This window comes from Arthrobacter sp. zg-Y895, assembly GCF_020731025.1.
Classification (GTDB): Bacteria; Actinomycetota; Actinomycetes; order Actinomycetales; family Micrococcaceae; genus Arthrobacter_B.
Map to the genome: position 1 here is coordinate 1 of NZ_JAJFZY010000003.1, position 23,956 is coordinate 23,956.

The 23,956-nt window shown below is 66.4% G+C and carries 22 protein-coding genes; 6 read left to right on the forward strand and 16 right to left on the reverse strand.

All coding sequences use genetic code 11. The features are described 5' to 3' along the window. Positions 1 to 86: 86 nt before the first annotated feature. From LJ760_RS01665 to LJ760_RS01680, 4 genes are all read left to right on the forward strand, one after another. Positions 87 to 1,127, forward strand: coding sequence for an ABC transporter permease (locus tag LJ760_RS01665; protein ID WP_227918625.1), 1,041 nt, complete (start codon positions 87 to 89; stop codon positions 1,125 to 1,127). Beyond that, positions 1,120 to 2,136, forward strand: a complete 1,017-nt coding sequence (locus LJ760_RS01670) for an iron chelate uptake ABC transporter family permease subunit (protein WP_227918627.1) — start codon at positions 1,120 to 1,122, stop codon at positions 2,134 to 2,136. Before LJ760_RS01665 ends, LJ760_RS01670 begins: the two co-directional genes overlap by 8 nt. A gap of 37 nt (positions 2,137 to 2,173) precedes the next feature. Then, the gene (locus LJ760_RS01675) at positions 2,174 to 2,932 is read left to right on the forward strand and encodes an iron ABC transporter ATP-binding protein (RefSeq protein WP_227918630.1); all 759 of its coding nucleotides are present in this window, start codon (positions 2,174 to 2,176) and stop codon (positions 2,930 to 2,932) included. Between the two features lie 202 nt (positions 2,933 to 3,134). After that, positions 3,135 to 3,428: a hypothetical protein gene (locus LJ760_RS01680; protein ID WP_227918633.1), complete on the forward strand. Its 294-nt coding sequence runs from the start codon at positions 3,135 to 3,137 to the stop codon at positions 3,426 to 3,428. Between the two features lie 10 nt (positions 3,429 to 3,438). Here the strand turns inward: LJ760_RS01680 and LJ760_RS01685 are convergent, their stop codons facing one another. From LJ760_RS01685 to LJ760_RS01705, 5 genes are all read right to left on the reverse strand, one after another. Then, positions 3,439 to 4,851 (reverse strand): hypothetical protein, encoded by a 1,413-nt coding sequence (locus LJ760_RS01685; RefSeq protein ID WP_227918635.1) that lies wholly within the window; start codon positions 4,849 to 4,851, stop codon positions 3,439 to 3,441. Further along, entirely contained in the window at positions 4,851 to 5,270 is a 420-nt protein-coding gene (locus LJ760_RS01690; protein ID WP_227918637.1) for a hypothetical protein, read from the reverse strand. Before LJ760_RS01690 ends, LJ760_RS01685 begins: the two co-directional genes overlap by 1 nt. A gap of 97 nt (positions 5,271 to 5,367) precedes the next feature. Continuing rightward, positions 5,368 to 6,702, reverse strand: coding sequence for a hypothetical protein (locus LJ760_RS01695; protein ID WP_227918639.1), 1,335 nt, complete (start codon positions 6,700 to 6,702; stop codon positions 5,368 to 5,370). A gap of 1 nt (position 6,703) precedes the next feature. Next, positions 6,704 to 7,072, reverse strand: coding sequence for a DUF6507 family protein (locus tag LJ760_RS01700; protein WP_227918641.1), 369 nt, complete (start codon positions 7,070 to 7,072; stop codon positions 6,704 to 6,706). A gap of 120 nt (positions 7,073 to 7,192) precedes the next feature. Continuing rightward, positions 7,193 to 8,368 (reverse strand): MalY/PatB family protein, encoded by a 1,176-nt coding sequence (locus tag LJ760_RS01705; protein WP_227918643.1) that lies wholly within the window; start codon positions 8,366 to 8,368, stop codon positions 7,193 to 7,195. A 54-nt stretch (positions 8,369 to 8,422) separates the two neighbouring features. On the opposite strand from LJ760_RS01705, the gene LJ760_RS01710 reads away from it, so the two are divergent. Beyond that, positions 8,423 to 9,640: a THUMP-like domain-containing protein gene (locus LJ760_RS01710; RefSeq protein ID WP_227918645.1), complete on the forward strand. Its 1,218-nt coding sequence runs from the start codon at positions 8,423 to 8,425 to the stop codon at positions 9,638 to 9,640. 30 nt (positions 9,641 to 9,670) lie between these two features. On the opposite strand, the gene LJ760_RS01715 is transcribed toward LJ760_RS01710, so the two are convergent. Next, on the reverse strand, positions 9,671 to 10,483 hold the full coding sequence (locus LJ760_RS01715) for a shikimate 5-dehydrogenase (RefSeq protein WP_227918648.1): 813 nt from the start codon (positions 10,481 to 10,483) through the stop codon (positions 9,671 to 9,673). Between the two features lie 158 nt (positions 10,484 to 10,641). Here LJ760_RS01715 and LJ760_RS01720 point away from each other — a divergent pair, with 158 nt between their 5' ends. Then, positions 10,642 to 11,787, forward strand: a complete 1,146-nt coding sequence (locus tag LJ760_RS01720) for a glutamate--cysteine ligase (RefSeq protein ID WP_227918650.1) — start codon at positions 10,642 to 10,644, stop codon at positions 11,785 to 11,787. A gap of 86 nt (positions 11,788 to 11,873) precedes the next feature. On the opposite strand, the gene tsaD is transcribed toward LJ760_RS01720, so the two are convergent. The 10 genes from tsaD to glgX form a co-directional block, all read right to left on the reverse strand. Beyond that, positions 11,874 to 12,956 (reverse strand): tRNA (adenosine(37)-N6)-threonylcarbamoyltransferase complex transferase subunit TsaD, encoded by a 1,083-nt coding sequence (gene tsaD / locus LJ760_RS01725; protein WP_227918653.1) that lies wholly within the window; start codon positions 12,954 to 12,956, stop codon positions 11,874 to 11,876. Continuing rightward, positions 12,953 to 13,438, reverse strand: coding sequence for a ribosomal protein S18-alanine N-acetyltransferase (gene rimI / locus LJ760_RS01730; protein ID WP_227920867.1), 486 nt, complete (start codon positions 13,436 to 13,438; stop codon positions 12,953 to 12,955). Before rimI ends, tsaD begins: the two co-directional genes overlap by 4 nt. Positions 13,439 to 13,467: 29 nt before the next feature. Beyond that, positions 13,468 to 14,136: a tRNA (adenosine(37)-N6)-threonylcarbamoyltransferase complex dimerization subunit type 1 TsaB gene (tsaB, locus tag LJ760_RS01735; protein ID WP_227918655.1), complete on the reverse strand. Its 669-nt coding sequence runs from the start codon at positions 14,134 to 14,136 to the stop codon at positions 13,468 to 13,470. A 57-nt stretch (positions 14,137 to 14,193) separates the two neighbouring features. Continuing rightward, a complete protein-coding gene (gene tsaE, locus LJ760_RS01740; RefSeq protein WP_227920868.1) occupies positions 14,194 to 14,718 on the reverse strand; it encodes a tRNA (adenosine(37)-N6)-threonylcarbamoyltransferase complex ATPase subunit type 1 TsaE in 525 nt (174 codons plus the stop codon). After that, a complete protein-coding gene (alr, locus tag LJ760_RS01745) occupies positions 14,718 to 15,968 on the reverse strand; it encodes an alanine racemase (protein WP_227918658.1) in 1,251 nt (416 codons plus the stop codon). The genes tsaE and alr overlap by 1 nt, the downstream gene beginning before the upstream one ends. Next, positions 15,965 to 16,489 (reverse strand): GNAT family N-acetyltransferase, encoded by a 525-nt coding sequence (locus LJ760_RS01750; protein ID WP_227918660.1) that lies wholly within the window; start codon positions 16,487 to 16,489, stop codon positions 15,965 to 15,967. The genes alr and LJ760_RS01750 overlap by 4 nt, the downstream gene beginning before the upstream one ends. Continuing rightward, positions 16,490 to 17,536, reverse strand: a complete 1,047-nt coding sequence (mgrA, locus tag LJ760_RS01755) for an L-glyceraldehyde 3-phosphate reductase (RefSeq protein ID WP_227918665.1) — start codon at positions 17,534 to 17,536, stop codon at positions 16,490 to 16,492. Between the two features lie 148 nt (positions 17,537 to 17,684). Next, positions 17,685 to 19,427, reverse strand: a complete 1,743-nt coding sequence (gene treZ / locus LJ760_RS01760; RefSeq protein ID WP_227918667.1) for a malto-oligosyltrehalose trehalohydrolase — start codon at positions 19,425 to 19,427, stop codon at positions 17,685 to 17,687. Beyond that, a complete protein-coding gene (gene treY / locus LJ760_RS01765) occupies positions 19,424 to 21,760 on the reverse strand; it encodes a malto-oligosyltrehalose synthase (RefSeq protein ID WP_227918669.1) in 2,337 nt (778 codons plus the stop codon). The genes treZ and treY overlap by 4 nt, the downstream gene beginning before the upstream one ends. After that, positions 21,757 to 23,937: a glycogen debranching protein GlgX gene (glgX, locus tag LJ760_RS01770; RefSeq protein WP_227918673.1), complete on the reverse strand. Its 2,181-nt coding sequence runs from the start codon at positions 23,935 to 23,937 to the stop codon at positions 21,757 to 21,759. Before glgX ends, treY begins: the two co-directional genes overlap by 4 nt. Positions 23,938 to 23,956 lie beyond the last annotated feature (19 nt).

Consider the following 23,956-nt stretch of genomic DNA (forward strand, 5'->3'; position numbering starts at 1 on the left):
CGACCCCGACGCGCCCTCGCCGCCCCTCGGCGCCCCGTGGCCCGCCACCGTCGGTGCCGGGCCACGGAGGAACTGGATACCGAAATATGACTGCCCCCGCCGTGCCGGCAAAGAAACCGGCCCCCGCGTCCGCCGCCGCTCCCCCGGAACGGCGGCGCTTTGTGCGTTCAACCGCCGCACTGGTCCTAGGGGTCTGCGTTGTGGTGCTGCTGGCGGCCGTCAGCCTTTTCGTCGGCGTCGGTGACCTTTCGCTCGCCTCGCTGCTGTCCGGGGATCCCACCACGCACATGCTGTTCTGGGTCAGCCAGCTCCCCCGCACGCTGAGTATTGTCCTGGCGGGCATGGCCCTGAGCGTGGCCGGGCTGATCATGCAGCTGATGGCCCGGAACAAGTTCGTGGAACCCTCCACCGTCGGCACGGTGGAGTCGGCCCAGCTGGGGATCCTGGCGGTGACCGTGCTGCTGCCGGGCGCCTCCATGTTCCTGAAGATGTCCACGGCTTCGGTCTTCGCCGCTGCAGGAACCGCACTCTTCCTGCTCATCCTGCGCCGGATCCCGCTGCGCAACACCCTGATCGTTCCCCTGGTGGGCATCATGCTCGGCGGCGTGATTTCCGCCGTCACCACTTTCTTCGCCTACCGCACCGACCTCCTCCAGACGCTGAACAGCTGGATGATCGGCGACTTCTCCGGCGTCCTGCGCGGCCGCTACGAACTGCTCTGGATTGTCGGCGCCCTGACCCTGATCGGCTACCTGGCCGCGGACCGTTTCACGGTTGCCGGCATGGGGCAGGACTTCACCACCAACCTCGGCCTGAACTACAACCGGGTCATGGCGCTCGGACTGGTGATCGTCTCGCTCATCAGCGCCGTGGTGGTAGTCAGCGTCGGCTCCATCCCGTTCCTGGGCCTGATCGTGCCCAACCTGGTGTCCCTGCTGATCGGTGACAACGTCCGCCGCGCGGTGCCCTGGGTCGCCGTCTTCGGAGCGGGCTTCGTCCTGCTCTGCGACATCATCGGACGCACCATCCGCTACCCGTATGAAATCCCGGTGGGTGTAGTGGTTTCCGCCGTAGGCAGCGTCATCTTCCTGTACCTCCTCCTACGCAAGCGCGGTTCCCATGCCTGATCCATCCACCAGCGCACTGCCCGCAGCACTTACCGAGCACCGCCGGCGTCCCGTCCGGACCGTTCCAGCCCGCTTCTGGATCATCACCCTGGGCCTGGTCGCGGCGGCACTGGTTGCGGTGTTCATGACCATTGAGCTGCGCGGAAACCTGGGTTACGCACTGCCGCGCCGGGCGATCAAGGTGGGCTCCATGATCCTGGTGGCCTACGCCGTCGGGGTTTCCACCGTCCTGTTCCAGACCGTCACCGCCAACCGGATCCTCACGCCGTCGATCATGGGCTTCGATGCCCTCTACGTGCTGATCCAGACGGTCCTGGTGTTTGCCTTGGGCGGCGGCGCCCTGCTGTCCCTGGGCGCGCCGATCCGCTTCAGCCTCGAGGTGCTGCTGATGGTCGGGTTCTCGTTCCTGCTGTACCGGTGGCTGTTCACCGGCGGCGGGAAATCCCTGCACTTGATGCTGCTGGTCGGAATTGTCTTCGGCACGATGTTCCGCGGCTTCTCCTCGCTGCTGCAGCGGCTGATCGACCCGAGCGAATTCATCATCCTGCAGGACCTGTTCTTTGCCAGCTTCAACAATGTCGACGCCGCCCTGCTGGGCTACTCCGCGGCCGCCGTCGCGCTTGTCAGTGCCGTCGCCTGGCGGATGCGCCACTCCTTCGATGTCCTGGCCCTGGGCCGCGAGACCGCGGTGAACTTGGGAGTGGACCACAAGCGGGCGGTCACCGCCACGCTCATCATCTGCTCGGTGCTCGTCGCGGTGTCCACGGCCCTGGTCGGTCCGGTGACGTTCTTCGGGCTCCTCATTGCGTCCCTGGCCTACCAGCTCTGCGCGAAGTTCCGGCATGCTTCGGTGCTGCCGATTGCCGTTCTGCTGGGAATCATCGCCCTGGTGGGCGGCCAGCTGGTGCTGGAGCGGATCTTCGACTTCGACACCGCGCTGAGCATCGTCATCGAGTTCGTGGGCGGCATCGTGTTCCTCATCCTGCTCCTGAGGGGAAACGTGAAATGACCCTCCTCCCCCTGCACCGCCTGAAAGGCCCCCGTTCATGATCACCGTCAACGGCGTCACCAAGCGCTACTCCTCCGCCGTCGTCGTGGACGGGGTGAGCTGCGAGATCAAGGAAGGCGGCATCACCTCGATCATCGGGCCCAACGGTGCGGGCAAATCCACGCTGCTCTCCATGATCAGCCGCCTGCTGCCCATGGATTCCGGCACGGTTGCCGTGGACGGGCTCGACGTCGTTTCCACCCCCGGCCGGGACCTCGCCCGGAAAATGGCGATCCTGCGCCAGGACAACCAGCTCACCGTCCGCCTGACCGTTCGGGACCTGGTGGGGTTCGGCCGCTACCCGCACAACGGCGGCCGGCCGGGACCCGAAGACAAGGCCCACATCGAGCAGGCAATGGCGTACCTGGACCTGACGGCGTTGGCGGACCGGTTTGTGGACGAGCTCTCCGGCGGACAGCGCCAGCGGGCGTTCATTGCCATGGTGCTGGCGCAGGATACGGACTATCTGCTCCTGGACGAGCCGCTGAACAACCTGGACATGAAGCACTCCGTGGAAATGATGCGGCTGCTGCGCCGGCTCACGGACGACTTCGGGAAGACCGTGGTGCTGGTCATCCACGACATCAACTTCGCCTCCTGCTACTCCGACGACATCATTGCCATGTGCGACGGCCGGCTGATCCACCAGGGGCCGCCGTCGGCCATCATGCAGCCGGACGTGTTGAAGGATATCTACGAGATCGATATCCGGATCGAGGAGATCGACGGAAACCGGATCGGCGTCTATTTCGCCTAGCTCCCGCGTGCCCAGCGGATTGTTGCCGCCGTCGAAGAAGTCTGTGGCGAACCGGTCTTCCCCCGGCATCCGAATACCCCCGCCCGCGGCCAAGTTGACCACCCCGGGCAGGCAGTATCCGCCCGGCGCATTGCGCCAAGGGGAAAGGCACTCCTAGGTTGGAATCCGCCGCACTTTTCCGCCCCTTCCCGGAAGGTCTGCCATGGAGCCCAAGCTGCGCGTTGCCATCCGGCTCGACGTCGACCTGCGCCAGGCGCGGCTGGTGGTGCGCGGGAAGATCACGGAAGGCAACTGCAGGGTGCTGTACGTGCTCGCCCGCCGCACCAACGCTGCCCTGCCGGGCCTGAACGTGCTCCTGGACCTCAGGAAGGCCAGCATCACTGAAGACGCAATGGCGGGATTGACCCGCAGTGCGGAAACCGGCGAACTGCCGGTTCTTACCGGAAGCTTTTCCTCGGACCCCCTGGCGCCCCGGCAGCTGAGTATCCTGGCGTAGCGCCAGCAGGTCAGTGTGCCGGTGTCTGCGCCCCTGTTCCTGATTCCCGGGCGTCGGGCGCAGGAAGCCGGGCATGCAGCCAGGCGGAGGGAACATCGGTACCGAGGTCGAGCTGGGACCCGGTGGCAGCAGTGTGGACCGTCCGGACAATCGCATCCCATACGAGGGACGAGGGCTGCGCGTCCAATCTCAGGCCGCCGTCAACGGGGATCACGGAGTAGTGGCCGGCTTCGGCGGCATGCAGCCAGCGGAACCCCGCGTAGGCCTCAACATGTGTGATGGACCAGCTGGTCCAGGACGCGTTCCACAGCCGTTCCACGGCTTCGTCCGATCCATGGGGCAGCGGCACCGATTCCGAGGCCACCCGGGCATCGAACCGGGTTTCATCAATCACGAGCGGGGCGTGCCGGAGCGGCCATGCAGGGGCGACCCCGGCCCAGGCAGCCAGGGCCAGTGGAAGATGCGCGTCCCGCATCAGCCGGATCTCGCGGCCGGTTGCTTGGCCGGTACCGTAGAAGGAGGGATCGGCGAGCAGCAGGGCACGCCCGGATCCCATCCATACTTCGGCGTTCCGCACCTCGCCGCCGCGCCGAGCGGTAAGCGTCAGGCGGGCTTCCGGGTCGACATACGGCGTGAGGTATTCCTTCCCCTTCGCCGTGGCCTGGCCGGATTCCGTCAGCAGCTCCGCGCGGAGCAGTTCCCGCACGGCTTCCTGCTGCCCCGCAAGGTCAAAACGCCCCAGCTTTCCCCGGTGCCCCAGCGTCTGGAACAGTTCGACGGCGGCGTCCGGCATCACCTTCCCGGCGGGGACATACGGCTGCTCGGCCGAAATCCGGCTGAGGTCTTCGACCACCGTCCTGCGCTGTTCCGAAGCGAAAAAGTCGGGCATGGGGTCGGACCGGGTGACCAGGTCGAACCCCGACCAGTCCAGGACATGCGTTGCGCCGTGGTCCTTGAATTCCAACTGGTCCACGAGGTACTCGAAGAGCGCCTTCTGCCCAACGTGGTCCTCAAGGGCGTAGCTTGCCGTAGCTTCAAGAACCCCGGCCCCGATGACCCAAACCCAACGGTCCACACAGACGGTGTGCCCGTCTGCCTCATACACAAAGCGGTGCCGCCGCCCGGGCAGTGCCTGGCCCGACTGGCGGTCAAACACCTTGGGCCACTCGTCAACGGAGAGGACGTGGATCGGGGCAAGAGTCGCCATGGTTTCGGCCAGCCCCGCCGTGGACAGTCGCAGCAGCGACGCTCCCCCGTTGCTGCCGGCCCTGATGACCAGGTTCGGTCGGAAATGCCCGGCCGGAACGGGCGGGTGCGCAAGGATCCACATGCTGCCGGTACCGGGCTGCTGTTCCCAGCCCGGCGGAAGGACGGCACTGACACCGCGGAAACTGACTCTCGGGAAACCGGAAAACGGGTCCATCAGGAATTGCTCCGTCCGTTGGCTTTGGACGACATTCCGCCCCCGCCGGCACGCATGGCAGCTTCTTCCTGGCGACGGCGGCGGGCGGCTCTCTTTTCATCTCGTATCCACTGCGGCTGCAGGAACGGCGGCATCCAGAAACTGCCCAGCACCCCCAATATTCCAGCGATAAACATCAGAAGGATCAAGAACATGGTTACCAGCGCGTTTAGGCCGCCGTCCATGGCGAACTGCGTCAGCGGCATCAGGATAAAAGCCGCACCAAGGTAGGTTGTCGCGAGCGCCGGCTCTCCGGACAGCACGATGTTGAGGCCGGTCCGGTAGTGGCGGAACCTGCCGTTGTAAACGAGCAGACCGCAAAGCATAAGAATGATGCCCAGTGGAATCAGGATCAATGCCCCGACAGTATTGGCGTTCATTTATTCGACACACGTCCGATCTTTTAATGCGGCGGCAACGGCGGCACGCCCGTGCCGAAGTCAGCCTAATCTATCCCATGGATTCACCAGGGGCCGGTTATCCCATCCAGCCAAATACGCGGTCTTTCACGTCGTCAATTGTCTTCTCGACGTTTTCCTTTGCATCTTCCACGGCCTTGCCGACGTTTTCCTTCGCATCGTCCACGACCCTGTCAACGTTCTCCTTTGCGTCTTCCAGGGCCCTGCGCGCATTTTCCGCTGCTTCTTCCGCGGCCTTATACGCCTTTTCCGCTGCTTCTTCCGCTTGTTCGGCCAAGGCCTCAGCGGCCTGCTGGGCCTGGTCCAGCCCAGGTCCGCTCAGGTAATCCCATCCTTCGCGGATTCCATCTCCGGCCCACTCCGTAACGGTCCTGCCCCCCAGCGCATCCAAAGGCTGCTCCATTGCCCACCCGACGGCAGAGCCGACAACGAAGCCGACAACCGTGCCTGCCGGGCCGGCGAAGCTTCCAACGCCTGCCCCGATGGCGCCGGCCCCCAACCCGCCGACTACGCTGGTGCCGGTACGGAACCCCGCGATTTTGCTCGCCTCGGCGCGCCGTTCCTCCTCCGTCATCTCCGGATTGCTGGCCAGCAGGTCGTTGTACGCCTTCTGTTCCTGGTCCTGATAGGTGAAATAGGCGCCGCCGACGGTGAGCACCCAGCCGCCGCCCTTGACGACCTTTCCACCCAGGCCTTCCTCGTGGGGCGTGTGGAATCTGTTCGAGTTGTCGACGTAGTCTGCGTACCGCCGGCTGTTGTCGTAAAGAACATTGTTTCGCTCAGGCCGGATGTCGTAGTACGCACCCGGTCCTGCGGGATGCTGTGAAGTGCGGAACCGCACTCCTCCAAGCGCAGTGTCCATTACGTTGAACATCACACCCGCGAACTGCGTTGCCATAAAAGAGAAAAACGGATTGGTTTCCCCCGTGGTATCCGACAGGGCGGATACACAGTTCTCCTCCAACCAAAGGAATTCGGCAGCCAAATGGTTGACCGTGCCCTGCAGCGTGTCCCGTCCGAGGTCGGCCATGTCCTGCTGTTCCTCGCCAAAGGAATCGCTGTTTACAAAGGCATTATGGGCCGCGATGTCTGCCAGGACCTGGGTGCGCGCGGTTTCCAGGTGGGCAATTCCGTCAGCGAACTCCTGGAGTGCTTTGGCTACCTGCTCGCACGCGGAGCTGACAAATCCACCGTGGGGGGTGATATTGGCGAAAACACCGTAGGCCACCTCGGCCTCCGGCGCCTGATAGATGCCCTGCAGACCATTCCATTGAGCGGACGCATCCGCGATGGCGTTCTCGAGTTCGGGCCCTGCGCCCCGAACCGCGTCAGCGCCAGCCGTCAGCTGTGCTGGGGAAGGCCAGCCCTGCAGCCCCGTGGTGTCAAAAGCCATCTCAGTACACCGCCACGGGTGAGTAGCGGTCGGCACTGCCTGCCTCAATCGGCAGTTCGGGTGCCTGGGTCATGACACCGCAGGCGTCGTCTGCCATCTTTTGGTCGCCTTCGAGATAGGCAGTGAGGGCCTGGCCGACGCCGTCGACTGCGTTCTCCACCCGTTTACCGGCCCATTCGGCCTGAAGGGCCACAATCTCGCGTATCGCCTCCAGTGCAGCGGCAACCGGGGCACTCCCGCAGCCGTCCGTTGCCTGGGCGTATGCCGTTTCCAACGACGTGGCGGCATCCGTGATTCCCTCGTCGTCACGGACCCGGATCAGCAGACCCGAACACGCGTCAACCTGAATTGTGTAACCGCTCAAACTCATGATTCCCCCATGTTGTCCCAATCCCGTCCTCACGGGTTGTCCTACGCGCGGGCCGGCCCCTATAGTGCCTCCGCTGTGAGTACCCTAACCGGTCCGCGCAGTTTGGAGCCATGGGGAGAACTACCCATGGCCGGCCCGCTGTCCTGCCTGACCTGCCGCTTCGGCGAGCCGCCCTACAGCCTCGGTCAGCACCTCCGGGGAGCAGGCGAAGTTCAACCGGACAAATCCGGCGCCCTTCTGGCCGAACCGCGGCCCCGGTTCCAGCGCCACCCGCGCCCGTTGCAGGGCCACCGCCGCGGGATCGTCACCCCAGCCAAGGGCTCGGAAATCCAACCAGGCAAGGTAGCCGGCCGAGGGCGGACCGTACCCCGCGCCCGGAAGCCTCTCCGCCAGAAGCTCAGCCAACAGGCGCCGGTTCGCGGCCAAAGACTCCATCACCCCGGCGAGCCAGGGACCGCCGTCGTTATAGGCCGCAGCCGTGGCATGCAGGCCGAGGATGCTGGTGCGCGCGGAGACTTCCTCGGGCATGGAAGCCAGCATCAGCCGGGTCCGGTCGCTTTGGCCGATCATCACCGCACACTTGGTACCGGCGATATTCCACGCCTTGCTGGCGGCCGTCACGCAGAGGCCATATTCCCGCGCGTTCTCCGAGACGGTGAGGTAGGGAGTGAAGTCCCCCGGTTCGTACGTCAGCGGGGCGTGGATCTCGTCGCTGATCACGGCCACGCCGTACTTCACGGACAGGTCGGCGAGCGCCCGCAGGGTGTCGGCAGAGTGGACCAGCCCCAGCGGATTATGCGGGTTGCACAGCAGCAAGGCGTCAGCGCCGCGGGCAAAGGCCCGCTCAATGCCGGCCAGGTCCAATTCCCAGCCCTCACCGTCGAACAGGAGCGGCACCTCCACCACTGAGGAGTCCGCTTCCAGCGGCAGCTCGAAGAACGGCGGATAGACCGGCGGGGTGATGACCACGCTCCCGTCCACGGGTACTGCCTGCCGCAGGCATTCCACAATGGCCACGCTCACGTCCGTGGTGCTCCGCACGTCATCCGGGTCCACTGCCCAGGCCCAGGTCCGCGCGGCGAACCCCGCGAAGGCCGCTGCCACCGGCTGAGGCCCGGCGATATACCCGGTGTCCGAGGCCAGCACCCGGTCGATGATGGCCTGCTGCACCGGTTCCGCCAGCGGGTAGTCCATTTCCGCCACGAACAGCGGCAGCACATCCGCCGGATAGGTCTGCCATTTGTAGCTGGTGCGTGCCCGCAGTGCGGCCAGCGGCTCGGCGGCGATCTTCGTCATGCCGCCCAACCTACAGCTAACGTGCCCGCAGGCAGAACAACTAGGCTGGAGGGCATGCCCGATACTTCCCTTGCCCATGTTCTGACCCCCGAGGGATGGCAGCTGCTGAACTCGCTTCCCCCCTATCTCGAATCCGAGTCCCTGAAGCTGAACACGGACCTGCGCAAGGCCGGGCATTCCCCCGAGCTGGTGGCCGCCGTCCTGACGCAGGCAAAACTGCGGATGAAGGCCCGCGGAAAGTTCGGTCCGTTCGCCGAGCACATGGTCTTCACGCAGCCCGGCCTGGAGCAGGCCACCCGGCTGAACGTGGCCGCCCTGCACGCCCACCGCTACCAGGAGGCCGGGCTGGAGAAGATCGCGGACCTCGGCTGCGGAATCGGTGCCGATTCCCTCGCCCTGGCCACCCTGGACCGCCGGGTGACCGCCGTCGAACTGGATGAAATCACCGCTGCGGCAGCCACCATCAACCTCATGCCCTGGCCGGAGGCGACGGTGGTCCAGGGCCGTGCCGAGGACTTTGACCTGACCGGGTTCGACGGCGTGTGGCTGGATCCGGCGCGCAGGACCACGTCGACGTCCGGCACCACGCGCATCTTCGACCCGGAGGCCTTCTCCCCTCCCCTGTCCTTCGTGGAATCCCTGGCGGACGCCGGCCTGCCCGTCGGGGTGAAGATGGGCCCCGGCATCCCGCACGAGGCGCTGCCGGCCAACTGCGAGGCGCAGTGGGTGTCCGTGGACGGGGATGTCACCGAGGCGACCCTGTGGTTCAACGCGCTGCGCCGCGAGGGCGTCCGGCGCGCCGCCCTGGTGATCGGTTCCGGCGGCGCTGCGGAGCTGACCTCCCCGGTGGACTACGACGCCGGTGCCCAGGACGTTGCCGTGGGGCCTGCCGAGGGCTACCTGTATGAACCCGACGGCGCCGTAATCCGTGCCGGACTGGTGGCCGACGTCGCGGGCACCCTGGACGGACATCTCCTGGATCCGCACATCGCCTACATCTGCGCCCCGGAACTGCGCGAAACTCCCTTCGCCCGCGCCTACCGGATCCGCGACGTCCGCCCGTACAACATCAGGGCGCTGAAGGCCTGGGTCCGGGAAAACCGCATCGGTGTGCTGGACATCAAGAAGCGCGGCATGTCCGTGACACCCGAAGAGGTCCGCAAGGCCCTGCTCACCGGCTCCGGTAAAGGCCCGAACAAAGCGACGCTGGTCCTCACCCGGATCGGCGAGGACCGCGTGGCGCTGGTGGTGGAACCGGTTCCGGCCGCCTAGACGGTGCGGGCGGCCGCGCCGGAAAGCGGGTCAGGACCGGGAGAACTCGCTGGCTTCGCGGATCTGCTCCGGTGTCGGGCGTACCCCTGTGTAGAGCACGAACTGTTCCTCCGCCTGGATGGCAATGACCTCCGCCCCGGTGATCACCGGTTTCCCGGCGGCGCGGGCGGCAGCGATCAGCGGGGTTTCCGAGGGCAGCGCAACGACGTCGAACACCACCCGGGCGGCAGCCACCGCGTCATCGCCGAAGGACTGCACGTCCTCGTCCTGCCCGGACATGCCCAGCGGGGTGACGTTAATGAGCAGGTCCGCCGTGGACGTGCCGGGCTCCGCCTGCCAGGCAAAGTCGTAAAGATCGGCCAGCGCACGGCCGGCAGCCTCGTTGCGGGCGACCACCGTGACGTCGGAGAACCCCGCGTCCCGCAGTGCTGCGGCCACTGCCTTGGCCATGCCGCCGGATCCGCGCAGCAGCACCGAGTGCGTGGCCGGAACCCTGTGGTCCCGCAGCAGCCGGGCGATGGCCAGGTAGTCGGTGTTGTAGGCGGTGAGCACGCCGTCGTCGTTGACTATCGTGTTCACGGAATCGATGGCCTTCGCGGACGGATCCATCCGGTCCACGAGCGCAATCACGTCCTCCTTGTACGGCATGGACACAGCACAGCCGCGGATGGGCAGCCCGCGCACCCCGGCGATGGCCTGTGCCAGGTCAGCGGGGGCGAACGCCTTGTACACGTAGTTCAGGCCCAGCTGGTCATAAAGGTAGTTGTGGAAACGCGTACCGATGTTGCTGGGACGTGCGGCCAGGGAAATGCACAGGGTCATGTCTTTGTTCAGGATCGGCATTCCCCCATTATGTCTGCGCCGGCCGCGGCCTTCGATTTCCCGGCGTGTTCGGTGCCGAGGCCCGAAGCAGGCGCCTGCGGCTATAGGATTGGTACGGTTCTCAACGCAATGATGCGGGTCCGGGTACTTCAGTGGTAGCGCATAAAGCAGGAGACAGTTTGGAAATCGAGTTCGCCAAGTCGGCCCAGTCAACATTGGGAGTCGAGTGGGAACTGGCCCTTGTGGACGGCACCACCGGAGATCTGGTCTCCGTGGCGGATGAGGTGCTGCGCGGCGTGAACGTCAACGACCCCGCGCTGCATGCTGATGACGAGCACCCGCACATCAAGCAGGAACTGCTGGAAAACACCGTTGAACTGGTGACCGGTATCTGCAGCACCGTCGCGGAGGCCAAGGCGGATCTTGCCCGTTCCCTCGCAGCGGTCCGGCAGGTAACCGATCCCATGGGCGTTGAACTGTTCTGCGCAGGGTCCCACCCGTTCAGCACACCGCGTTCACAGCCGGTCACGGACAAGGAACGCTACGCCAAACTTATTGACCGGACCCAGTGGTGGGGCCAGCAGATGCTCATTTACGGGGTCCACGTCCATGTGGGACTGGACAGTCGGGACAAGGTGCTGCCCGTCCTGGACGGACTGGTGAACTACTTCCCGCATTTCCAGGCCCTGTCCGCGTCCTCTCCGTTCTGGTCCGGGGACGATACCGGCTACGCCTCCCAGCGTGCCCTGATGTTCCAGCAGCTGCCCACCGCCGGCCTGCCGTTCCAGTTCGGCTCCTGGACCGAGTACGAATCCTATGTTCAGGACATGTTCACCACCGGAGTCATCGATTCGATCAGTGAAATCCGGTGGGACATCCGGCCCGTTCCGGGACTGGGCACCATCGAAATGCGGGTCTGCGACGGGTTGGCGGATATCCAGGACGTGGGTGCCATCGCCGCACTCACCCAGTGCCTGGTGCACGAGTTCTCCTCGATCATCGACGCCGGCGGCAGCATCCCCACCATGCCGCCCTGGCACGTCCAGGAAAACAAGTGGCGTGCGGCCCGCTACGGCCTGGAAGCCATCGTGATCCTCGACGCCGAGGGCAACGAAAAGCTGGTCACCGACCACCTGCTCGAGGATGTCCTGCCCCGGCTGGCACCGATCGCCGCCGAACTGGGCTGCAGCACCGAGCTGGCCGACGTCCGGACCATCATTGAGCGCGGCGCCGGGTACCAGCAGCAGCGCCGGGTGGCGGAAGAGAACGGCGGCGACCTGCGCGCCGTCGTTATGGACGGTATCCGGCAGCTCCGCCGCGCCTGACCACCGTTTCCTGCGCACGAAAAGGGCCCCGGCGGTATTCCGCCGGGGCCCTTCTGCGTCGTGCCGGAGCCAGCAGCCGTGCGGTCCTAGGCCCGGGCCGCTGCCACGTGGATGCTGGTGACCGGCAGCGACGGGTCCGTGCCAAAGCCGATCCCCGACGGTTCGCCGCCTGCCATGACCACCTGTGCGCCCAGCGCGGCGACCATGGCCCCGTTGTCGGTGCACAGGGAGATCGGCGGGACCCGCAGTTTGATGCCCGCTGCCGCGCAACGCTCCTCGGTCAGGGCGCGCAGCCTCGAGTTGGCTGCCACTCCCCCGCCCAGGAGCAGGTTGGTAATACCGTGCTCCGTGCAGGCCAGCACTGCCTTGGCGGTAATCACGTCCACCACGGCCTCCTGGAAGGACGCAGCGATGTCCGCCACCGGAAGGTCCTGGCCGGCCGCCTCATACTGCTCCACGCAGCGGGCCACGGCCGTCTTGAGGCCGGAGAAGGACCAGTCGTAGCGGTGCGGTCCCGGCGCTTCGGCGGTGCCCATGTACTTGGGCTGGGTCAGGCCGCGCGGGAAGCGGATGGCCTTCGGGTTGCCTTCCCTCGCCAGCCGGTCGATGGCCGGTCCGCCGGGGTAGCCCAGCCCGAGGATGCGGGCCACCTTGTCGTAGGCCTCACCCGCGGCGTCGTCGATGGTGGAGCCGAGCAGCTCCACATCGCTCGTAAGGTCGGCTACGCGCAGGATCTCGGTATGCCCGCCGGAGACCAGCAGCGCTCCGAGGTTTTCCGGCAGGGCGCCGCCGTCGAGCACGCCCACGCCCACGTGCGCCACCAGGTGGTTGATGGCGTAGAGCGGCTTGCCCGTGGCCAGGGCCAGTGCCTTCGCGGCGCTGACCCCGACCATCAGGGCCCCCGAGAGGCCCGGGCCGGAGGTGACGGCAATGGCGTCGAGGTCGGCGAGCGTCACGCCCGCTTCGGCCAGGGCCGCCTGCAGCGCCGGGACCATTGCGTCCAGGTGCGCCCGGGAGGCGATCTCCGGAATGACGCCGCCGAACCGCACGTGTTCCTCCATCGAGGAGGAAACCGTGTTGGTCAGCAGGTCGGTCCCCCGAACGATTCCGATTCCGGTTTCGTCGCAGGAGGATTCGATGCCAAGCACCAGGGGGTCGGTGCGGTTCATTTACTGTCCTTCGTTTCTGTTGCAGTCCCGGCCGCCGTCGGAGCGCCGGACCACTCGGCCAGGGGCAGGCGCATGATCAGCGCGGAGGCGCCGTCGCGGTAATAGCGCGGCCGGACATGGATCTGTTCGAAACCGAACCAGCGGTACAGGCGCTGGGCACGCGGGTTGTCGTCGCGCACCTCCAGGAGCACGTCCTCGGCGCCGCGCTCCTTCGCTTCGTCCACCAGGGTGGTGAGCAGCCGGGAGCCGATGCCGGCCCCTTCGCTTTCGGGTACGACGGCGATGGTCTGGACGTCCGCGATCGGCAGCACACACATCAGGCCGGCATAACCGATGACGGTTCCGGCCGGGTCCACCGCCACGTAGTAGGACCGCGTGGACGTCTGGGCGAGTTCGTCGTGGAACATCTGCAGCGGCCACGCGTCGACGGGAAACAGCCGGCGTTCCAGTGCATCGACGGCGGGAATGTCTTCGGCGTCCATGCGTCGGATGCGCACGGTCTCCGCGGCGGTCACAGGGCGCGCTTCCGCGGGCCGGGGACCTTGGCGTCGGATTCGCGCAGGTACAGCGGGGTGCTGGGCAGCAGCGGCAGCCCGCGGACCAGCCGGACGACGGCGGTGCGTCCCAGGGCCGCGGCGGTGGGCTGCGCGTCGGCGAAACCCTCCACGGCGTGCAGGGTGTCCGGGTACAGGCCGGCTCCCGCTCCGTAAACGGGCAGCGTGGGAACCTCGCCGGGGCCGCTCACGTGCGGGCCGTCCAGCAGTTCCGGTGTTCCGCCGGTGCTGCGGTAGGCGGCCCAGTAGACCTCTTTGCGCCGGGCATCGGTGGCCACGGCGAATTCGTCAATGCCCAGGCGCCAGGCATCAAGGGCGGCATCCACGGCGATGGCGTCCAGGCTCATGACCCCGTGCAGCGGCTTGTCCCAGGCGAAGGCGAGGGTCCGGGCAGTGGCGATTCCGGCACGCAGGCCGGTGAACGGGCCTGGACCCACACCTACGACCACTGCATCCAGGTCCTGCCCGGTTATCCCAGCGTCGGCCAGCAGGCCGGCGATTCCGGGGGCAAGGACTTCGGCGTGGGAGCGGGTGTCTTCGGTGGCAAAGGATGCCAGGATCTCTCCCTCCCCGTTGAGCAGTGCCGCACTGGCGATGGCGGAGGTATCAATGGAGAGAATCAGCACGGTTCCTATTCTACGGCGCTGCCCGGATGGCCGTTTCCGGGGAGCTGCCGCGGGCGTTCAGCCCAGGTCCGGCGCCTGCTGCCAGCGTGGACCGAATCCCGCCAGCCGGATGGTGCGCTCTTCATCGGTGTCCTCGTCGGAGTAGTCCGTGGCCGGGGCGCCCGGAGCGTCGCCGCCGACGGCGCGGACCAGGGTGATCTCCAGCCGGCTGTCGGACAGGTGCTCCACCAGCCCCCGACCCCACTCGACCACGGTGACCGAGCGGTCCATGGAGGCTTCGAGGTCGATGTCGTCCACTTCTGCCTCGGAACCCAGCCGGTAGGCGTCCACATGGACCAGGTCCGGTCCGTCCCCCAGGCTCGGGTGTTCCCGGACCAGAACGAAGGTGGGCGAAATGATGCCCGGCCGCACGCCGAGCCCGGCGCCGAGCCCCTGGGTGAAGGTGGTTTTCCCCGCGCCCAGTTCACCGGTGAGCAGCAGCAGGTCCCCGCGGCGCAGGACGCGGCCGAGGCGTTCGGCGAGCGCCTGGGTCTCTTCGGCTCCGTTGGTCCGGAATTCAGCTTCCCAGACAGGTTCCTGCATCACTTGGCCTGTACCGCCTGTGCCTGTTCGCCTTCTGCAGCGGGCGCTCCGGGCGCGGCTTCCAAGGCGATGGGCGGGGCGGGTGCGTCCTCGTCCACCGCGGTGTCCACATAGACGCGCTGAACCCGGCCGCTGATCCGGGTAATGATCTCGTAATTGATGCTCCCGGCCGCTGACGCCCATTCATCGACGCTCGGCTGGCCCTCGCCGCCGAAGAGGACGGCTTCCCGGCCCTCGAAGGAATCCGGCGTGCCGGCAATGCCGGTCCGGTGCAGGTCAATGACCATCTGGTCCATGGCGATGCGCCCAACCACCGGGTACGTCTGTCCGTCTATCTGGACGGGGCCGCCGGTGGCAACCCGCGGGATGCCGTCGGCATAGCCCAACGGCACCAGGGCCAGTGTGGTCGGCTCCTTGGTGCGGTAGTGCAGCCCGTAGGAGACGCCCTGGCCTGCCGGAACTTCCTTGCACGCAGCGACAGTGGTCTTCAGGCTCATCGCCGGGCGCAGGCCCAGCTCCGCCGAGGTCTGCCCGGCGAACGGCGACAGCCCGTACATGCCCAGCCCGATGCGGACCAGGTCGAAGTGGGCATCCGGGCGGGACAGCGCACCCGGGGTATTGGCGATGTGCCGTACTTCGCGGTCCACACCGGCGTCTTCGGCTACGGCGACCGCCTCGCGGAACTTCCGCAGCTGCTCATCGGTTTCCGGACGGTGGGGTTCGTCCGCCACGGCGAAGTGGGAGAAGATCCCGACCACCCGCAGCAGGCCCTCTTCCTGATAGGCCAGGGCCCGGCCGACGAAGGCTTCCCAGAGGTCCTCCGGGCAGCCGTTGCGGCCCAGCCCCGTATCTATCTTCAAGTGCACCCGGGCCGGCATTTCCAATTCCCGGGCAGCCGCGACCACGGCGTCCAGGTCCCAGCCGGAGACTCCAAGATCCACGTTGGCCCGGATGGCTTCACCGAATTCGGCGTCCCGCGTGTGCAGCCAGGCAAGGACCGGTTCGGCAATGCCTGCGGCGCGGAGCGCCAGCGCTTCACTGATGTGGGCCACGCCCAGCCAGGCCGCGCCGGCCTGGATTGCCGCACGCGCAGTCTCGACGGCGCCGTGCCCGTAGGCGTCAGCCTTGACCACTGCCATAACGCGGGCGGGGCTGACAATGTGGGAGAGGTGGCGGACATTGTGCCGGATGGCAGCCAGGTCGATTACGGCAGCACGTTCGGCCGGAGGGCGGAATTCAGGGTAGTTCACGTACCTATTCTTTCACTCCCCTCCGTGTCCAGGGTCCGGTGCATGATGTGCAGGCCGGTCAGCCCCTTGGCGGGATGCCGGAAGGCTTCGGGCACAGTGGCGAGGATCGAGAAGCCGAGGGACTGCCACAACGCCACCGCCCGGGTGTTGGTTTCCACCACGGCGTTGAACTGCATTGAGCGATAGCCGCGGCGGGCGGCCTCGGCCAGCACATGCTCACCGAGTGCCCGTGCAACCCCCTGGCCGCTGAACTCCGAGGCGGTCATGAAGGAGGCGTTGGCTACGTGGCTGCCGTTGCCCGACTTGTTGGGGTGCAGCTGCGCGGTCCCGGCTACCTTTCCGTCCTTCAGGGCAACGAACACCACCGTAGGAGCAGGCTCCAGCCACAACAGCCGGGCCTGCTCCTCAGTGCTGCCGGTATCCCAGCAGTAGGTTTCTCCGGCACGCACGATGGGTTCCATCAGGTTCCAGAGGTCCGGCCAGTCACCGGGCCCGGCCTCCCGGATGGTCAGTGCACCCATTTACGCGTCGAGGGCTGCTGCCCACAGGTTGATCTTGGAATCGACGGCGTATTCGTCGATCCGGCGCAGCTCGTCCGCGGAGAACTCCAGGTTGTTCACGGCAGCCAGCGAGTCTTCCAGCTGCTTCACGCTTGAGGCACCGATCAGGGCCGAGGTGATGGGTGCAGTGCCGGTCCGGCTGCGCAGCACCCAGGCGATGGCCATCTGGGCCAGGCTCTGGCCGCGTGATTCGGCAATGCTGTTGAGCCCCCGTACCCGTTCCAGGTTTTCCTCCGAAAGCTGGGACTGGTCCAGGGACTTTCCGGCAGCAGCGCGGGAGTCCTCCGGCACGCCGTTGAGGTATTTGTTGGTGAGCAGGCCCTGCGCCAGCGGCGAGAAGGCAATGGAACCTGCACCTACTTCATCCAGGGCTGCGAACAGGTCCGGCTGGCCGTCTTCCACCCAGCGGTTGAGCATGGAATAGGAGGGCTGGTGGATCAGCAGCGGGGTGCCCATTTCCCGCAGGATCCGCGCCGCCTCGATGGTCTTTTCGGGCGAGTAGGACGAGATGCCTGCATAGAGTGCCCGTCCGGACCGTACTGCGGTGTCCAGGGCCCCCATGGTTTCCTCCAGCGGGGTTTCAGGGTCCGGGCGGTGGCTGTAGAAGATGTCCACGTAGTCCAGGCCCATGCGTTCCAGGGACTGGTCCAGGGAGGAGAGCAGGTACTTGCGGGATCCCCAGTTGCCGTACGGACCCGGCCACATGTCGTAGCCTGCCTTGCTGGAGATCACCAGCTGGTCGCGGTACGGACGGAAATCGTCCCGGAAATGCCGGCCGAAGTTGGTTTCGGCGGAGCCGTAGGGCGGGCCGTAGTTGTTGGCCAGGTCAAAGTGGGTGACGCCAAGGTCGAAGGCCCGGCGGAGGATGGCCCGCTGGGTTTCGAAGGGTTTGTCATCGCCGAAGTTGTGCCAGAGTCCCAGGGAGACTGCCGGGAGCTGGAGTCCGCTCTTTCCGACGCGCCGGTAGGGCATGGATTCGTATCGGTTGTCCGCAGCAACATAAGTCATGGGGACCATACTGCCACTGTTGCCGGGCTCACGCCGCGGTGCCTTGGTCCGGCGTCGGGTCCGGCGCCGGGACCGGCGTTAACCCGCTGCAGCCGGCACCCGGCAGGGAGAAGTCCCTGCGGATGCCGGCTGCAGCGGAAGGCCGGGGCTAGCCGGCCAGGATGGCCGCGCCGTACGCCGGCAGCTGCACGGCGTCGCCGTAGAGCTTCGCCGGTGCGGTTTCCAGCAGGATCTCCGCCTGCTGGCCGAACGGAAGCGGCACCTCGCGCGGGGTGTCGGCAAAGTTCAGCGCCACCGCCGTGGAACCGCGCTGCATAACCAGCCAGCGGCCCACTTCGTCATAGTCCACCCGGACATTGCGCAGGTCCGGGTCCATCAGCTCGGGGGTCTCCCCGCGCAGCGCCAGGAGCCTGCGGTACAGGTCCAGCAGCCTGCCGTGGTCCCCCTCTTCCACCTCGGACCAGTCCAGCTTCGAGTTGGTGAAGGTGGACGGATCCTGGGGATTGGGAACCGTGGCCGGGTCCCACCCCATCCGCTCGAATTCCTTCAGGCGGCCCTCTGCCGTGGCTTTCCCCAGCTCGGGTTCCGGATGGGACGTGAAGAACTGCCAGGGTGTGGAGGCCCCGAACTCTTCACCCATGAAGAGCATGGGAGTGAACGGCGAGGCCAGGCTCAGCACCGCGCCGAGGGCGAGCTGCTCGTACCCCAGCGTCGCGCTCAGCCGGTCGCCGGCCGCCCGGTTGCCGATCTGGTCGTGGTTCTGGATGGCGGTGACCAGCTGTCGTGCGGTCACTACCTCCTTGTCCAGCGGACGTCCGTGGCCGCGTTCCCGGAAGGAGGAGTACGTTCCGTTGTGGAAGAACCCTTCCTGCAGCACCTTCGCCAGTGCTTCCAGCGAATCGAAGTCCTCGTAGTACCCGCCGTTTTCACCCGTGAGGTTGGTGTGGGCGGCATGGTGGAAATCATCGGACCACTGGCCGGCAAGGCCGTAGCCGTTGACGTTCCGCGGGGTGATGAGCCGGGGGTTGTTCAAATCCGACTCCGCAATGAGGAACAGCGGCTTTCCCAGGGCTTCCGCGCACTTGTCCGTCGCGGCTGCCATCTCTTCGAGGATGTGCACGGCGCGTTCGTCATGCAGTGCGTGCACCGCATCCAGCCGCAGCCCGTCCACGTGGTAATCGCGGAACCACATCAGGACGTTGTCCACAATGTACTCGCGGACGACGTCGGAGAGCGGCCCATCCAGGTTGACCGAGTCCCCCCAGGTGTTCGCCTTCCCCTCGGTGAGGTAGGGGCCGAACATCGGCAGGTAATTGCCGCTGGGTCCAAGGTGGTTGTAGACAACGTCCTGGATAACGCCGAGTCCGGCCTGGTGGGCCGCGTCCACGAACCGCTGGTAGGCCTCGGGCCCGCCATAGGTTTCCTGTACGGCGTACCAGAGCACACCGTCATAGCCCCAGTTGTGGGTTCCGTTGAAGGCGTTCACCGGCAGCAGTTCGACAAAGCGGACACCCAGGTCCACCAGGTAGTCCAGCCGGCCGATCGCCGCATCCAGCGTGCCTTCGGGAGTGAAGGTACCGATGTGCATCTCATAGATCGCACCGCCGTCGAGCCCCGGGGAGACCCAGTCGGCGTCATGCCACTGGTACAGATCCGGATCGAAGGTGCGCGAAAGTGCATGCACACCCTCGGGCTGCCGCCGGGACCGGGGATCCGGCACCGGCGTCCCGGCGTCGTCAATGAGGTAGCCGTAGTCGATGTCCTCGGTGAGTTCGGCGTGCTGGGCGTGCCACCAGCCGTTCTCGCCGCGGGTCATCGACAGGCGCCGGCCGTCGGCCAGCAGCGTCACGGTGCCGGCCTTGGGTGCCCACACGTCGAAGTTGGTCCTCATTTGCCGTCCTCCCGAACAAGCAGCGCCACCGGATAGGTGCCGAACAGATCTGCAGCTGCCAGCCGGCCGCCGCTTTCGTGCGTCTTCCCGGTGATCACGTCACGGTAGGTTCCCGGAGCCAGGACGACGGCGGTGTCCTGCCATCCGCCTTGGCGCTCCAGCCCCAGCGGCAGACGGGTCACGAGCGTTACCGCTCCGCCGCGGTCGAACCCGAAGAGGTGTTCTGCCGCAGGTCCTTCCACCGCTACGGGGACGTAACCGGTGAACAGCTCCGGCCGGCCGCGCTTGAGCTGCAGGGCGCGGGTGGTGATGAGCAGCTTCGCTGCCGCGTCCTCGTCCACGGCGGGGACACCGGCGTCGGCGAACGACGCCGCGACCTCGCGCCGCCGGGCGAAGTCCACTTCGCGGCGGTTGTCCGGGTCCACCAGTGACCGGTCCCAGAACTCGGTGCCCTGGTAGACATCCGGCACACCGGGCATGGTCAGCTGCAGGAGCTTGGCGGAGAGCGAATTGCTGTACCCCGCCTCCCGGATGCGTTCGACCAGCGCAGTGATTACCGCGTTGACCTCCGGATTGTCGAACGCCGCATCAATGGCAGCATGCATCCGCTCTTCGAATTCCGCGTTGGGAGCCGTCCAGGTGGTGCTGCTGGAAGCTTCGCGGGCGGCCTTCTCTGCGTAGGCGTGTGCACGTTCCCGGCTCAGCGGCCAGGCCCCGACGAAGGTCTGCCAGAGCAGGTTCGCCATCGGCCCGTCATGCATCGGGACAAGGGCGTCGAGGCGCGTGAATGCTTCGCTCCACTCCTCCGGGATTTCCGCGAGCACGGAGATCCTGGCCCGGGTGTCTTCGCTGCGCTTGGTGTCGTGCGTCGTCAGGGCCGTCATGGCCGCCGGCTGTTCCAGTTGCCGGCGGAGCATCCGGGTGTGCATTTCAAACGGCGATACGGCGAAGTGTGCCGGGTCAGCGCCAACCTCGTTGAGGGAGGTCAGCCGGGAGTAACGGTAGAACGCCGTATCCTCGACACCCTTGGCCATAACCATGCCGGAGGTCTGCTGGAAACGCACTGCCAGCTCGCCCAGGCTCGAAAGCGACACCGATTCCGCGGAGTCTTCACTGAGCAGCGGGTTCAACAGCGGATGCAGGATGTCCAGCGCCGCCGCGAGATCCGGCCGGTGCACCTTGGCCGCGATGACGGCCTCGGTCAGGTGGTCGGCACCTTCGGGCAGGTAGCTGCGGTAGACCGGGAAGCAGGCCAGCAGTTCAGCGAGCGCGTCTGCAGCCGTTTCCGGGGCCAGTCCGCTGTCCGCAGGGAGCAGGCGCACGAGGCGCTGCACCTCGGAGTGAAGCAGGCCGTCCGCAATGACCCGCTTGGTGCCGTGGATCATCTGTGCGTACGGTTCCATGGGCACCAGCGCGGTCAGCGTGTCGCTGCCCGCGGGGTCCACGAACAACCGGTCGATGTCGGCCAGCGCGTCGTAGCCGGTGGTGCCTTCGGTTTCCCAGTCCGCGGAGAGCTTTTCGCCCGGTTCCAGGATTTTTTCCACCAGGATGTACGCTCCGCCGGTGATCTCGCGCAGCCGGGCCAGGTAGCCCTTGGGATCGGCGAGCCCGTCCGGATGGTCGATGCGCAGGCCGTCCACGAGGCCTTCGTCGAACCAGCGCTTGATTTCGGCGTGTGCCTCGTCAAAGACCCAGGGCTCTTCCACGCGGATGCCGGCCAGGGTGTTGACCCCGAAGAACCGGCGGTAGTTCAGCTCGCTGTCGGCGCGGCGCCAGTTCACCAGTTCGTAGGACTGGCGGGCGTGCACGTCCTGCGCACTCTCGCCTTCTGCTGCGGTGCCTTCGGCCACCGGGAAACGGTGGTCGTAGTAGTGCAGTTCATTGCCCGCCAGCTTGAGCTGCTCGAGCTCGTTGTCGCCGTCGCCCAGGACGGGCAGCCGCAGCTTCCCGTTCCCGGCGTCCCAGTCAATGTCGAATGCTTCGGCATAGCGGGAGCCGCGGCCTTCCGCCAACACGGACCACCACCATTTGTTCCGGTGCGGTGTGGCGATGCCCATGTGGTTGGGCACTATGTCCACGAGCACGCCAAGACCAGCCGCGCGGGCGGCGTCGGAGAGGGCCTTCAGCCCCTCCGCTCCGCCGCGGGTCGGGTCAACGGCTGAAGGATCGGTGACGTCATAGCCGTGGTCGGAGCCTTCCTCCGCCGTGAGGATCGGTGAGAGGTAGACCCAGTCCACGCCAAGGTCAGCCAGGTACGGCACGAGTTCCGCGGCGTCGAACAGGGTGAAGGACGGGCGGATCTGCAGGCGGTACGTGGAGAGGGGTGTCCTCATTCGGCGGCCTCGGTGTTTTGTGCGACCTTGGCGGCGAGGGACGCGGCCACGGAGTGGTCGTGCTCCTCTTCCTCTTCGTGCGCCCGCAGGACCACCATGGACTTGGCAGCCACAGTCAGCTGGCTGTCCGCGGCAACCGGCTCCGAGTCGGCGTATTCGCCGGCGGTGTCAATCACCGTGTCCCACATGGGTGCGTATTCCTTGGCCGGAAGGGTGACCTTCACGGCTTCGTCATGCGCGTTGAAGTACAGCAGGAAGTTCAGGTCGGTGATCCGCTGGCCGCGCGCGTCCTTGCCCGAGATGCCCTGTCCGTTGAGGAAGACACCCAGGGAACGGCTGACCGGGGTGTCCCAGTCGTCCGGGGACATGGTCGTGCCGTCCTCGTTCAGCCAAACGATGTCCGGCAGCGCCTCGCCCTCGCCGCGGCGCACGGGGCGGCCGTCGAAGAACCGGCGCCGGCGGAAGGTGGGGTGCTCGGCGCGCAGGGTGTTGACCGCTGCGGTGAATTCCATCAGCGGTGCGTCCATGGTCTCCCAGTTGATCCAGCTCAGCTCGGAGTCCTGCGCGTAGGTGTTGTTGTTGCCGTGCTGGGTGCGGCCCAGCTCATCGCCGTGCGCGATCATCGGCACGCCCTGGGAAAGGAGCAGGGTGGCGAGGAAGTTGCGCTGCTGGCGGGCACGAAGGGACAGGACGGAGGGGTCATCCGTGGGGCCTTCAACACCGCAGTTCCAGGAGCGGTTGTGGGACTCGCCGTCGTTGTTGTCCTCGCCGTTGGCTTCGTTGTGCTTCTCGTTGTAGGACACCAGGTCATGCAGCGTGAAACCGTCGTGGGCGGTGACGAAGTTGATGGACGCCACCGGACGGCGGGCCGAGGACTCGTACAGGTCGGCAGAGCCGGTGATGCGGGAGGCGAACTCGCCCAGCGTGGAGGGCTCTCCGCGCCAGAAGTCGCGGACCGTGTCGCGGTACTTGCCGTTCCACTCGGTCCACTGGGGCGGGAAGTTGCCCACCTGGTAGCCGCCGGGTCCAACGTCCCACGGCTCGGCGATCAGCTTGACCTGGGACACTACCGGGTCCTGCTGCACCAGTTCGAAGAAGGCGGAGAGGCGGTCCACGTCGTAGAACTCGCGGGCCAGCGTCGAGGCCAGGTCGAAGCGGAAACCGTCCACGTGCATTTCCGTGACCCAGTAGCGCAGCGAGTCCATCAGCAGCTGCAGGGAGTGCGGATTGCCGACGTTGAGCGAGTTGCCCGTGCCGGTGTAGTCCATGTAGTACTTCTTGTCGTCTTCCACCAGCCGGTAGTAGGACGCGTTGTCGATGCCGCGGAAGGACAGGGTCGGGCCCATGTGGTTGCCCTCGGCCGTGTGGTTGTAGACCACGTCCAGGATCACTTCGATGCCGGCGAGGTGCAGCGCGCGCACCATGGCCTTGAATTCCTGGACCTGCTGGCCCTGGTCGCCGGTGGCGCTGTACGTGTTGTGGGGGGCGAAGAAGCCGATGGTGTTGTAGCCCCAGTAGTTCGACAGCCCCTTTTCCTGCAGGGTCGAGTCGTTGACGAACTGGTGCACCGGCATCAGTTCGATGGCGGTGATCCCGAGCTTCTGCAGGTGCGCGATCACGGAGGGGTGGGCGACGCCGGCGTACGTGCCGCGCTGCTCCTCCGGTACGTCGGGGTGCAGCTCGGTCAGGCCCTTGACGTGGGCCTCGTAGATCACGGACTGGTGATACGGGACCTTGGGCTTCCGGTCTCCGTCCCAGTCGAAGAACGGGTTGATGACGACGCCCATCATCATGTGCGGGGCGGAATCCTCGTCGTTGCGCGAGTGTTCGTCGCCGAAGTTGTAGCCGAACAGTGCCTGGTCCCAGTCGATCTCACCGGCAACAGCCTTGGCGTAGGGGTCCAGCAGCAGCTTGTTCGGGTTGCACCGGTTGCCGTTCTCCGGATCGTTCGGCCCGTCCACGCGGTAACCGTACTTCTGCCCCGGCATGACCTGCGGCAGGTAGCAGTGCCAGACATACCCGTCGACCTCGGTCAGGCGGACCTGGTGCTCGGTGCCGTCCTCGTCGAACAGGCACAGGAATACGGAATCTGCCACCTCGCTGTAGAGAGCGAAGTTGGTGCCGTTTCCGTCGTAGGTTGCGCCCAGCGGATAGGCATCTCCCGGCCAAACTTCCATGTAGTGCTCCTGACTAGTT